The following is a 12,101-nucleotide window of genomic DNA, read 5'->3' as shown; positions in this document are numbered from 1 at the left end:
CGCCAAAGCTATCAGGGGTTAGTTGAATATTCAGATTTAACTAGCGAGGCGAGATGGTGCCCGATAGCCGTGTAGGCCGCCTGTGTGAGGTGAGTGCCGTCCACCCGGAGCGAGGATGGGACTTCGCCGGCCGCGATCGAGCTCTCGTCATCCGCCGTGGGGGTGATGCCCGCCGCGGTTAGCCCGTCGGATCTCAGCCAGCCCTGCAGGTCCACGAACCTCTTGCCATAGTTGGCTTTCAGCTCAGCGGTGGTCTCGGGGTTGGCGCCGACGATCAGGAACCGTTTCGGGTCAGGGATCCACTTCACCATCTCCGCGACGTCCCGCACAATCGCGGCCGGCTGGGCGCTGTTGTTGGTGCCCGCCCAGATGATCTGGATGCAATCCCGGTAGCCGTCGCCCTGGTCACCACTGAAGGTGGTTCCGGCGGGCACCGGGCGGTTCCAGTCGGGGGCGGTGTCCGGGGTGAATGAGAAACTGTCGACACCATCGTCCACGTTGTGGATCAGGGTTCCCGGGACATCGCCGAGGGCGCCGTGCATCGTCAACTCCCCAGCCTGCCGATATTGGCTCCACCCATCCTTCGGGCTGATATCGGTAACTTGGGTTGCGGCACGGGTGCCCTTCGGGAGTTGGTTGCCGGCCAACGTCACAGTTGGCTTCAACCCGCCTTGGCGCACCGCGATCTCCGCTGATCCCTGCGACATCACACCGAAGTTTTTCGTCGCCACGCCGAGATCCGTGCCGAGGGTCTGCAGCCACGTCGGGTCGGCCTGCGTCCACCCGTCCCCGGTTTTCGTCAACGAGTAAGTCAGTGAGTCGCCCCAGCCCACAACCTCACCCTGGCTACACGTCGCCCCCTTGGCCGGTGCCGAGCAGCACATTAGCGCGTTGCACAGCAGCACGAGGACGGCAGTGATTCGCAGGCTGGGGTTCACGGCGGCCAGCGTAGCCAACGCAATTCGCCTGTACAGATCGTCGACGACACCTATCGCTGCCCTCCGTGGCAGGCAGGTCCGGTCGACCGCGGGGACGTATCGAGAAAAGTCGCCGCTGTCCAAAGCCCGGCCCGGCGGCCGCATACCGAGGTTGCTGAGCTGCTGGACCGCGCGGCGGTCATCGTCGATGTCTAAGCCCGATGTACAAAAAAGAGAGGGTGGCTAAAAGCCACCCTCTACCTGTGCGCCGTCAGGGTTTCGAACCCCGGACCCGCTGATTAAGAGTCAGCTGCTCTACCAACTGAGCTAACGGCGCGTGAACTGCGTCGATGACTTTAACAGGCCAGCCGCCGTAGTGAGAAATCCGCTCGAAGAGGGCCATATTGCGGCCGCACCACCGCTGACCTGTGCGGTCGCCACCAGGGCATAGCTGCCCTTAGACTGAAGATTCCCAGCATTTACACAGCTAGTGAGGTAGTCCCCGGTATGTGGCAGGTCGGCTCGGCAACCCGTGAACGGTCGCGAGTCCGGCTGGTGGTGCTGGCTCTGATCCCCGCCCTGCTGTTCGTGCTCAGCGCGTGCGGTAGCGACCCGGCCCCGGCGCCGGTCAAGGTGATCGCCGACAAGGGCACTCCGTACGGCGACCTCCTCATTCCGCAGCTGGCCGCATCGGTCAAGGACGGGGCGGTCGACGTCTCCGTGGACAAGCCGGTCACGATCACGGCCACCGGCGGCGTCTTGGGCTCGGTGACGATGGTCAACGCGGCGGGCAGCGAGGTGGCCGGCCAGCTCAGCCCGGACGGCGTGACGTGGAAGACCACGGAACCATTGGGCTACAACAAGAGCTACACCCTGAGCGCACGATCGCTGGGCCTTGGCGGCGTCACCACCGAAAAACTCACCTTCGAGACCCAGTCGCCGGAAAACCTGACGATGCCCTACCTGCTGCCCGGTGACGGCGAAGTCGTCGGCGTGGGCCAGCCGATCGCGGTGCGATTCGACGAGAACATTCCTAACCGGGCCGCCGCCGAGCGCGCGATCAAGGTGACCACCGACCCGCCCGTCGAGGGCGCGTTCTACTGGCTCAACAACCGTGAGGTGCGCTGGCGCCCAGAGAATTACTGGAAGCCGGGCACCAAGATCGACGTCGCGGTCAACACCTACGGCGTGGATCTCGGTGACGGTCTGTTCGGCCAGGAGAACCTGACGTCGCACTTCACCATCGGCGACGAGCTGATCGCGACAGCGGACGACAACACCAAGACCCTGACGATCCGCCAGAACGGCGAGGTCATCAAGACCATGCCGATCTCGATGGGGAAGAACAGCACGCCGACCAACAACGGTGTCTACATCGTCGGTGACCGCTTCTCCCACATGATCATGGATTCGTCGACCTACGGCGTTCCGTCCAACTCGCCCAACGGATATCGCACCGAGGTCGACTTCGCGACCCAGATGTCCTACAGCGGCATCTACGTGCATTCCGCGCCGTGGTCGGTGGGCAGCCAGGGCTACTCGAACGTGAGCCATGGCTGCCTCAACGTCAGCCCGAGCAACGCGCAGTGGTTCTTCAACAACACCAAGCGCGGCGACATCGTCGAGGTGATCAACACCGTCGGCTCGACGCTGCCCGGCACCGACGGCCTCGGTGACTGGAACATCCCATGGTCACAGTGGAAGGCCGGCAACGCCAACGCGTGACTTGCGGGGCCATACCTCAGTGATTACGTTTGCTAGCGAGAAGATAAACGCTGGTGAAGGATCCCGAGGGGGCTTACTGTGTCGGAGTCTCTCCATGTCGATCCGGAGGCCCTCGTCGCATCTGGCGCTCAGGTTGACCAGCATTCGCAGAACGTCTTTGCCACCCACAGTGCCGCAGATGAGCGGGTCGGTTCGTCGCTGTTCAGCTGGACGGGGCAGTCGCAGGCTGCGATGACGGCCGTGGCGGCCAAGTGGGCCACGGTGACCGATGCGCTCGCTGTGCGCCTCTACGAACACGGCGAAGCCCTACGGGTCGGCGGTATGACGTTTGCGCAGATGGATTCTCACGATAGGGACACGTTGATGTCCGTTTATCGGCCCGGTTCCGGACATGACGCTTAGCGTCGCCGATATCGAACGGTGGGATCCCGAAGCCGTTCGGGAAGTCTTCCACGCCGCGACAGCGCGAGCGGCTTCGGCCAGCGAAGCATCCCTGGCGCTGGAAGGTCTTCCGGTATTCGCCACCTGGGGCGGCGTCGCAGCCGACTCGGCGCACGAAGCGATCGGCCGAACGCGGGTCGACCTGGACGCCCACGCTAACGAAGCAACCGCGGTCGCTCGCGCGGCCGAACGGGCGGCCCAAGACATCGAACAGGTCAGGACCGAGCTGCGGCGCCTCGAGGACGACGCGCACACTTTCCGGTTGGTGATCGACCCGGCCGCGAATCGGGTCGTTGCCGGGCCCGGGTACCGGGGGACGGCCGCAGACCTGGCTAACGACGTAGCACCGCTCCAGGCAAGGCTTTACGCCATCATCGCCGAGGCCAACGGTGTGGACGCTGAGTTGGCGGTAGCCATCAACATGGCCGACGGAGCGATGGCCGGCGAACCTGCCGGGCGAGGCGAGCCGCGCCGCGAGTCCGGTGCACCGCCGACGCTGCAAGACATGCTGACCGGCGGAGGGGGACCCGCTGAAGCGGCCGGTGCCGACAAAGCTCCCGGCAGCTTGCCGTGGATGTTGGACCGGCTGCAAAAGCCGGTCCCAGGCGCAGCGCCGCCGACCCTGACGCAACAGGACATTGACGAATTCAAGGGCTTGGCGCGCCAAGCACTGCTGTACGACGGGGTGCCGGCAGGGCAGATCGAGCAGCGGCTCAACGACATGGTCGCCCGGGCCCGGCAGCCGCTCCCGCCCTACGTACCGCCCAAGCCGCAAGCGGCACCGCCGCCCGGGTTCGGGGAGGGGTTTGCCGATCGCTGGTTCGCCACCGAAGAGGGCGTCAAAAACCTTGTTGGACAGGGAGGTCCGGGAGCTCCCGGGGTTCTGGAGTCGTGGGAGGGCTTACTCAAGGGCACCGTCGACCAAGTGGCCAACCCGGTCGGCGCTGTTGCCGACGAGGTCAAGAATGCGATGGACTCTCCCAGCGCCGCTTACTATCTCGGCGGCAAGTCTGCCGACGCCGCGTTCGCAGCGCCGGGGTTGATGTTCGGCGGTGAAGGAGCCGCCATCTCGCGTGCGCTCGGTGACATCGGGCCCGGCGTCCTGGAGAAGGGGCCCGTGGTGTCCTCGCACGCCGCCATCGGTCTGGACGTGCCGGGGTCCTACACGTCGTGGGCCGATGAAGCCGCGGCAGATCTCAATCACGCCTTCACCCAAGCCGGACCGACGACTGGGCTGGCCAACCAGCTGGCCGATTTGTCGACGCACTACGTGGGGGAGGCGCCTGACCGCGTGGTGTTGGGCCGATACGTGGATCAGGACGCTGGCTACATCGGCGAGGCGCGTGGGACCGGCGGAGTCTACTTCGACACCGGTAGTCCGGTGTGGGATGCCATCACTCACGGGTTAAGCGAGACCGATTCGAAAGCACTTGCGTGGCAGGTGAATGAGCAGTTTCTTCGAAACCAGATGGAGAGCGCAGTCGGTCGCATCGACTACCTCCTGGACCATGACCAGTGGTCGTCTCTGGAAGAAATGGCGTTGGGTCACCCCGAGAGGTTTTCTGCGATGGAAGTCAACCTTCTCAACAGGGTCGCTGCTGAACATGGCTATCGGCGCGTCGGCGATAGCTGGATCTACGAAGGGAACTGATAGTGGCGTCTGAATTTTCCGCAGATGTGCAGAGGATCGTTGGCCCGTCGTTAGCAGAGCGCGGTTTTGTTGTCGAAGGTGTGGACGATAGCCCCGATGAAGGTGGACGCTCTCAACATGTCGTTTACTACCGATCGCCTGACTGCAAGATTCAGATCTACAAGTCGGAGCGTGAGGGCGAAGTGAACTGCATGATTGCGCCAGCGAGCGTTCCAAATGAGTTCGGTCTGCGTGCCAAGAAGTGGCAAGACGTCACTCGATTTACCGAGCGGCCAAATCTCCCTTTCGATGAACTCTACGCCATGGCGAGAGCGGAATACCGGTCGTACGCCAATCCCCTGGAGTGGGTCAGAGATCGCATCATCAAGTACTACGACGATGCCCATCAGGGCATTCTGGCCAAATATCCGGAGGGTCAATGAATCTCATCGGGTGGCGCACCCGGCCCTGACACACCGGCGATCGAAAGGTGAAGTGTGGCATCCGAATTTGCGGAGGGAGTTGAGGCGATCGTTGGTCCGGTTTTGACTGATCTCGGCTTCACCCTCGACGAGATCGACGACGGCCCCGATAAAGGTGGACGGCCTCGACAAATCGTCTACTACCGTTCGCGAGACTGCAAAATCCAAGTCTATAACTCGAGGCGTGAGGGCGAAGTCAACTGCATGATCGCGCCACTGGACGCGGCAAACGAGTTCGGTCTGAACGCGAAAGAATGGCATTTCCTGGATAGATTCACCGAACGGCGAAGCCCCCCAACGGCGGAATCGGTCAAATTAGCCACCGCGGAGTACCGTTCGTACGCCAATCCGGTGGAGTGGGTGAGAGATCGCATCCTCAAGTACTACGACGATGCCCATCGGGGCATTCTTGCCAAATATCCAGAGGGCCATCCGTCGTGAGAGGTCTGACCCGTCGTGCACATCGGATGGAGAGGTTGACGATTGCCGTCTCACTTCTCTGAAGACGTTCAGACGATCGTCGGTCCATTGTTGGCTGACCTCGGCTTCACCTTGGATGAGATTGATGACAGTCCCGATGAAGGCGGACGGCCTCAGCACGTTGCGTACTACCGGTCAAGCGACTGCAAGATTCAGATTTACAACTCATGGCGGGAGGGCGAGGTGAACTGCATGATCGCCCCGGCGAGCGTTCCGAACGGATTCGGTCTGCGGGCAAAGAAGTGGCATTTCTTGGGGACGTTTTCCGAACGGCCCAACCTTCCTCTGGAGCAGTTGGTCGACCTCGCGCGGGCAGAGCTCGACGCGTACCCGAATCGTCTGGAATGGGTGAGAGATCGCATCGTCAAGTACTACGACGATGCCCATCGGGGCATTCTTGCCAAATATCCAGAGGACCATTCGTCGTGAGAGGTGCGACCCGTCGTGCACATCGGATGGAGAGGTTGTCGATTGACGTCTCACTTCTCTGAAGACGTTCAGGCGATCGTCGGTCCGGTGTTGGCTGACCTCGGCTTTGCCGTCGACGAGATCGACGACAGTCTCGATGAAGGCGGAAGACCTCAGCACGTCGTGTACTTCCGGTCGGATGACTGCAAGATTCAGGTCTATGACTCGCGGAGGGAGGGCGAGGTGAACTGCATGATCGCACCGGTTAGCGCGCCGAACGGGTTTGGCCTGCGGACAAAGACGTGGCACGTCTTCACCCGGTTTACCGAACTACCCGACCTTCCATTCGACGATTTGTTTAGGCTGGCGCGAGCGGAGTACGCGTCCTTCGCCAATCCTCTGGAATGGGTGACAGACCGCATCATCAAGTACTACGGCGCTGCGCACCAGGGCATCGTGCGGATGTACGGCGAGGGCTAATCACCCTCACACGCCGCCGCTCAGGGCAGGTAGTTGCCCAGGGCCCAGCTTCGCTTGCCGGGCGGCTCCATTGCGTCGACGCGCACGCCGTCCTTGAACATCTCCTCCTGGCGGATCATGCCCGCCGCAATGGCTTCGCTCCACGCCCGGTAGGGACCCTCACCCCAGCTGAGCCACGGAGTGAGGTCGTCTATGACCACTGCGGTCTTCTCGCCGCAGAACAGTCGCATGTTCGCGACATCGGCCTTGGCGACCTCGTAGTCGTGGCCGCCGTCGATGAACACCAGGTCGAATTTCAGACCGGGATGCTTGCGGTGGTAGTCGGGGACCGTCTTCGTCGAATCGCCATTGATCAACGTGTGGCGGCCCGGGAACTTCTTGTCGATCAGCTTCTTGGCGGTGCGGCTGTAGGCGTGCTCACCCAGATCGAAGGACACCACTGTGGTGTCCGGGTGCGCGCTGAGGAACGCGAAGCTCGAGAAGCCGGCGTTGAAGCCGATTTCTCCGATGAGCCGCGCGCCGGTGCGCTCCACGAGGTTGGCCAGATACAGCAGTTCCTCGGTGGACGTCGAGCCCTCGGTCGGGGGACGTCCCCGCAACCACAGGTGGCGCAGGATCTCGCGCCTCATTCTCGTGATGTCCGCGCTGGACAGCTGTGTACACGGTGCGCTTGTCATAAACAATCCCCCAAAAGACGAACTCAGCGGACAACTCTCGCTGCAGTCGGCGTCGAAACCCCCCCGAACGCAAGCTGACACCACATTACCGCCGGCCATCCATGGGGAGCTGATTTGTCGGGCGCGTCACAAAAATTTGCCGTGCGAGTCACAAAAAAAGTCAGGGGCCCTCGAAAGGACCCCTGACCTGCTGGGTGGCTGACGGGACTCGAACCCGCGACAGCCAGGATCACAACCTGACGGTATATATGCCATATATTGCCAGCTAGAGTGTCATTTACTGATGCTGTGAACGTGACCCTTGTGTGGACAGAAATGCCTGCTCGTAGACACAAAATTACTCCTGAGGGTCATGATAGGGTCACGGCCATGCCCCCAAAGAAGACTGCCAGTAGACGCAGTTGGGGAAAACTGCGTGTCATCGGCTCAGGCCGAATTCATGCCTCCTATGTGTGCCCGTTGGATGGGCAGCGATACAACGCGCCGCACACCTATGACAACCGGATGGACGCCGAAGCCTGGCTGGCCGGCGAGCGCCGGCTCATCGAGATGGGGGAGTGGACGACGCCTGGGAGCCGCACCAAGCTCCAGGCGCTCGCGGGCGTGACCATTCGGGAGTACGCCGAACAATGGATGGAACAGCGAGACCTGACCCCGAAGACCCGCGCGCTTTACACGCGGCTCCTGGCCAGCCGGATACTGCCCGACCTGGGCAATGAAATCCTGCGAGCAGTTACACCTGCAAGGGTGCGTTCATGGTGGGTTGAGTTGGGAAAGAAGCTCAAGACTCCGACGAGCAACACGCAGGCGTACCAGTTGCTCAATGCCATCTACAACACGGCACTAGAGGACAAGGCTGCGACGGAGAACCCTTGTCAGATCAAAGCGGCCGGCAAGCCGCCCAAGCCCCGCGACGTGAAGCCGCTGACACCGGCGGAATTGGTCACGGTGGCTGAGTCGGCACCGGAGCAATACAGGGTGGCGGTGCCCGTCGCGGCCTGGTGCGGGCTGCGGTTTGGTGAGCTTATCGAGCTTCGCCGCAAGGACGTGCATGACGATGGTGAGCGCATCACGCTCAGAATCCGCAGGGCTGCAACGAGAGTCGACAACAAATTGGTTGTCGGACCGCCGAAGACGGATGCCGGCATTCGTGATGTCACCGTCCCGCCCCACGTCGCGGAGCAGCTCCGCGAGCACATGCGGAAGCGCACAGGCCATGGGCCTGAGTCGTTTGTCTTCACGACGACACGCGGGCAGCGGCTGTCCACAACAGCCTTCACCAAGTCGGTTAAGGCAGGATTCGCCGCAGTTGGCAAGGGCGACATGCGAGTTCACGACCTCAGGCACGTCGGGGCGACTCTCGCGGCGCAGGCTGGTGCGACCACCAAAGAGCTGATGAGCCGGCTAGGGCATACGACGCCAGGAATGGCGATGCGGTATCAGATCGCCGCAGCCGATCGTGACGCCGCGATCGCGGCCGCTATGTCGCAGATGGTGGGGAAAGGTTAGAGGGCGAGCAACGCCCCGCCCGAGAACATCGAGTCATGGACCTCGATCTCGGTAGGAACCGCTCCCTTCGGGATGTCGAATACGACCCTGCCAGTCGTTCCCAGACCGGGGTTGATGTCATCGCTCCAGGAGCTGTCGTTCAGGAAACTGGTGGCCTTGTACTCGTTGCCGTTGATGATCAGCTTCTGGTTGGTGGCCGAGAAGCTCCGGGCGTCATCACCGATGTTGGTCACCTGGAGTTGGACTACGAAGAACTCGCCCTTGGCGTGTTCGGTGCCGAAGGTGTCCTCCATCGAGGTACCGCCCCTCGATGTGCCGATCACCCTGAACTCGAACTTGCCGTCACGGACTGAGCTGCCAGCCGGCGCTACCGAGGGGCCGGATGAGTCGGCAGCCTGGGTGCTGTACGCCCTGGCGGTGGAAGACGTGCTCGAGCCCGTCGCGGTGGACTTCTTGTCGTTGTCCCCGATGGCGCTGCCAACCGCCAGCAGTACTAACAGTCCGCCGCCAACAGCGACGGCCGTCTTTCCAGCGTTGGATTTGGGCTTGGCCACTGGGGCGGGGAGTGGTGCTGGTGGCCCGAACGGGGCGTAATTCTGCGTCCAAGCTGTGCCGTCGAAGTAGCGCTGGCGGCTCGGATCAGCGGGATCGGGAAACCAACCCGGTGCTGGCTGCGTCATGAAACCCCCAATCTCTGTTAGCTGTGCCGCTCACAGCTCGTCGACAGCATAACTACAGGGTCTCGAAAGGCGCGATGATGGCGAGGGGTTACCGGGGCGTTCTCGCTTCGGTCGACATTTTTCCGCTCCATCATCAAGTGGAATGTCACCCCGTTCATCTAGGGTTCTTTGCAACATGGATTAGCTGGTTCGTACGACATCGCGTTGGAGGCTTCGGGGATGGCTTTTTCAGACGGGCTCGCGGCACTAGCTAGGAAGATCCGTGACGCCAAGGATTCGGTGCAGACCGAAGAGGCGACCAAGAATGCGTTCATCATGCCGTTTATCTCGAACGTGCTCGGTTACGACGTGTTCGATCCCTCGGAGGTTGTGCCCGAGTTCATCGCGGATGTCGGCGTCAAGAGGGGCGAGAAGGTCGACTACGCGATCTTTAAGGACGGCAAGGTCCAGATTCTGATTGAGTGCAAGAGAATCGGCGACACACTCGATCTCCGCTACGCATCGCAGCTATTCCGCTACTTCGCGGTCACCTCAGCCCGGATCGCGATATTGACCAACGGACAGCAGTACCACGTCTATACGGATGGCGACCTACCGAATCGTATGGATGAAAAGCCATTCCTGATCTTCGATCTACTCGACATCGACAGGACGCTCGTCCCCGAGATTCAGAAGTTCTCGAAAGAATCTTTCGACATCGACTCCGTGGTCAGCGCCGCGGAGGAACTCAAGTACATCGGCGGTATCCGCCGAATCATCGCCGCGGAGGTTAAAGAACCCTCCGAGGAGTGGGTGCGGTTCTTTGTGAACCGCATCTACGAGGGGCGCACTACACAACGCATCCTTGACCAGTTCCGACCGCTGGTTGCAAAGGCGCTCAACCAGTATGTGGGGGACCAGGTCAACAGCAGGTTGAAGACGGCTTTGGGTGACGATGCGCCAGACCCCAATCGCTCGACTGAGCTCGTACCCTCTGCGCCGGCCCAGCCACCTACGGGGCAAGCGTCAATCGCGGAGCCCGTTGGCGTAGCCGAAGTGACAGACCCCGACGTGGTGACCACCGATGAGGAACTGGAAGGCTTCAACATCGTTCGCGCGATAGCGGTGTCAGAGGTAGGACCGGAACGTATCCATCACCGCGATGGGAAGACGTACTTCGCCGTTCTGTTGGACAACAACAACCGCAAGCCAATCATCCGTTTGCACCTGAACGGCAAGAGCGTCAAGTTCGTGACCACCTTCGAGGGCGGAAAAGACGGAACGCGCCGTGACATCGCTTCTGTAGTGGACATCTACACCGTGGCCGCTGAGCAGATCAGGCAAGTGATCCGCCAGTACGAAAGCGGAGGTGCTTTAGCTGCCCCCCCGCAGGAGGACGAAGTGGGCGAGTCGGTCTAGCCCCACTCGGTGGGTGTCAAGTCTCGGTGTTGCCTGCGGCCAGCTTCTCCAGCAGTGCTCGCGCCTGGTCAGTGGCCTGGCCACCGCCTTTGCCTTGCGTCGTCTGCGTCAGGAATCCCGCGTCTCTAGCGCGCTTGACGTGCGTGCGGACTGTTGGCCGAGGAAGCGTATTAGCCCCGCCAATTGCACTGGCCAGTATGGTCGTGGCACGGTTGTATCCGTTAGCCGACAGCTCCTCGTAGGCGACAGCTAGCCGCGCCAAGTATTCATCCGTAACACCAGCTTGGTACGCCTCGGCTAGTGAATCCAGCATGGCCGAACGCTCGTGCCGGGCATCTTTCACCGCGCTCAGTTGATCCCGCTTGAGGTGATCAAGAAGCGATCTAGTCGCCTCCCTGACCATGTCGTGATCCAGCTCCGCGCCGTCGCCGGCCCTGATGTTGACGCCGATAAGCCGGTCGTCCGCATCGTGCACGAGCTGGACACGAAATGGCTTCACGATGTCGGTAACTCTCTCCATGTCATCAAGTTTAGCCCGCCGAGGCGACTAATCATGATGCATAGCATCATCATGTTTATCTTGATGAACATGATGACATGATGCATACTTCATCAAGTCGGGCAGATGACGACGGAGGCGAGGAACCGCTGGGGCCACAAGTCTCAGCAGGCCGGACCACGAGGGACAGCAGCGGCCACACGCAACTACGGCGGATGTGCGACGGCGATAGCCCGCAGGAGCAACGGCATCTACGTAGTGCGCGACGAACGGTCAACAGGCCACCCCACGGCAGCGGGAGAGCTGCCACGAGTTACGCAGGAGGCAATGCAATGAGTGGACATAGGACAGTTCAGGTCGTCGGCGACGGCGGTCAGCTGATGGGTGAGATCAATCTCGATGACCTCGAGTCGAATGCCACATTGCTGATGTACGCGTTCGCGCAGTCGGCGGGTGACGACAACCGGACCGACGCAGTGGCAGCGCAGTGGTTGGACCTGATCGGCCCCGACAGCTTCGGGTACGTCGCGGCCAGCGCCTTGTCCATGATGACGCGCCACGTCCTGGCCCCAGTGCTCGATGTCGCAGAGCGGCAAGGGATCGATCTACGGGCAGGGCTGCGGGACGCCTACGAGAACGCGCTGGCGACGTTGTGACGGCGCGGCGACTAGGGGCAGCGCCACCCAAGAGTTCAACTGCCAAGGAAGGCAACAACATATGAGCAGGACGGTCATCAGTGTTCGGCATGTCGATGGTGAGCTAATGCTGGACACCG

General features: G+C 61.7%; 14 protein-coding genes and 1 tRNA gene. 10 read left to right on the top strand and 5 right to left on the bottom strand.

What is annotated here, in order from left to right:
• Positions 1 to 11: 11 nt before the first annotated feature.
• Together OG976_RS04860 and OG976_RS04855 are read right to left on the bottom strand one after the other, a co-directional pair.
• Entirely contained in the window at positions 12 to 833 is an 822-nt protein-coding gene (locus OG976_RS04860) for a hypothetical protein (RefSeq protein ID WP_328358641.1), read from the bottom strand.
• 348 nt (positions 834 to 1,181) lie between these two features.
• Positions 1,182 to 1,254, bottom strand: a tRNA-Lys gene (locus OG976_RS04855).
• 170 nt (positions 1,255 to 1,424) lie between these two features.
• Between OG976_RS04855 and OG976_RS04850 the strand changes: the two genes are divergently transcribed.
• The 7 genes from OG976_RS04850 (at position 1,425) to OG976_RS04820 (ending at position 6,563) form a co-directional block, all read left to right on the top strand.
• The gene (locus tag OG976_RS04850) at positions 1,425 to 2,642 is read left to right on the top strand and encodes a L,D-transpeptidase (protein ID WP_328358637.1); all 1,218 of its coding nucleotides are present in this window, start codon (positions 1,425 to 1,427) and stop codon (positions 2,640 to 2,642) included.
• Between the two features lie 78 nt (positions 2,643 to 2,720).
• Positions 2,721 to 3,044, top strand: a complete 324-nt coding sequence (locus OG976_RS04845) for a WXG100 family type VII secretion target (protein WP_328358634.1) — start codon at positions 2,721 to 2,723, stop codon at positions 3,042 to 3,044.
• Positions 3,034 to 4,734, top strand: a complete 1,701-nt coding sequence (locus OG976_RS04840) for a hypothetical protein (protein ID WP_328358631.1) — start codon at positions 3,034 to 3,036, stop codon at positions 4,732 to 4,734. Before OG976_RS04845 ends, OG976_RS04840 begins: the two co-directional genes overlap by 11 nt.
• 2 nt (positions 4,735 to 4,736) lie before the next feature.
• The gene (locus OG976_RS04835; RefSeq protein WP_328358628.1) at positions 4,737 to 5,156 is read left to right on the top strand and encodes a hypothetical protein; all 420 of its coding nucleotides are present in this window, start codon (positions 4,737 to 4,739) and stop codon (positions 5,154 to 5,156) included.
• 54 nt (positions 5,157 to 5,210) lie between these two features.
• Positions 5,211 to 5,636 carry a hypothetical protein gene (locus tag OG976_RS04830; RefSeq protein ID WP_328358626.1) on the top strand — a complete coding sequence of 142 codons (426 nt, stop codon included), beginning with the start codon at positions 5,211 to 5,213 and terminating at the stop codon, positions 5,634 to 5,636.
• A gap of 42 nt (positions 5,637 to 5,678) precedes the next feature.
• Positions 5,679 to 6,104, top strand: a complete 426-nt coding sequence (locus OG976_RS04825; protein WP_328358623.1) for a hypothetical protein — start codon at positions 5,679 to 5,681, stop codon at positions 6,102 to 6,104.
• Between the two features lie 42 nt (positions 6,105 to 6,146).
• A complete protein-coding gene (locus OG976_RS04820; protein ID WP_328358620.1) occupies positions 6,147 to 6,563 on the top strand; it encodes a hypothetical protein in 417 nt (138 codons plus the stop codon).
• A 20-nt stretch (positions 6,564 to 6,583) separates the two neighbouring features.
• Here OG976_RS04820 and OG976_RS04815 read toward each other — a convergent pair whose 3' ends face one another.
• Positions 6,584 to 7,192, bottom strand: a complete 609-nt coding sequence (locus OG976_RS04815; RefSeq protein WP_328358617.1) for a class I SAM-dependent methyltransferase — start codon at positions 7,190 to 7,192, stop codon at positions 6,584 to 6,586.
• Between the two features lie 417 nt (positions 7,193 to 7,609).
• Between OG976_RS04815 and OG976_RS04810 the strand changes: the two genes are divergently transcribed.
• Positions 7,610 to 8,749: a site-specific integrase gene (locus tag OG976_RS04810; protein ID WP_328358614.1), complete on the top strand. Its 1,140-nt coding sequence runs from the start codon at positions 7,610 to 7,612 to the stop codon at positions 8,747 to 8,749.
• Here the strand turns inward: OG976_RS04810 and OG976_RS04805 are convergent.
• A complete protein-coding gene (locus OG976_RS04805) occupies positions 8,746 to 9,429 on the bottom strand; it encodes a DUF4352 domain-containing protein (protein ID WP_328358611.1) in 684 nt (227 codons plus the stop codon). The genes OG976_RS04810 and OG976_RS04805 overlap by 4 nt on opposite strands.
• Positions 9,430 to 9,648: 219 nt before the next feature.
• Between OG976_RS04805 and OG976_RS04800 the strand changes: the two genes are divergently transcribed.
• The gene (locus OG976_RS04800) at positions 9,649 to 10,827 is read left to right on the top strand and encodes a type I restriction endonuclease (RefSeq protein ID WP_328358608.1); all 1,179 of its coding nucleotides are present in this window, start codon (positions 9,649 to 9,651) and stop codon (positions 10,825 to 10,827) included.
• A gap of 16 nt (positions 10,828 to 10,843) precedes the next feature.
• Here OG976_RS04800 and OG976_RS04795 read toward each other — a convergent pair whose 3' ends face one another.
• Positions 10,844 to 11,347: a hypothetical protein gene (locus OG976_RS04795; protein WP_328358605.1), complete on the bottom strand. Its 504-nt coding sequence runs from the start codon at positions 11,345 to 11,347 to the stop codon at positions 10,844 to 10,846.
• A 311-nt stretch (positions 11,348 to 11,658) separates the two neighbouring features.
• On the opposite strand from OG976_RS04795, the gene OG976_RS04790 reads away from it, so the two are divergent.
• Entirely contained in the window at positions 11,659 to 11,982 is a 324-nt protein-coding gene (locus tag OG976_RS04790; protein WP_328358602.1) for a hypothetical protein, read from the top strand.
• The last annotated feature ends 119 nt before the right edge of the window (positions 11,983 to 12,101 follow it).

It is taken from the genome of Mycobacterium sp. NBC_00419 (assembly GCF_036023875.1).
Taxonomy (GTDB): domain Bacteria; phylum Actinomycetota; class Actinomycetes; order Mycobacteriales; family Mycobacteriaceae; genus Mycobacterium.
This window is presented reverse-complemented; position numbering and strand designations above follow the sequence as displayed.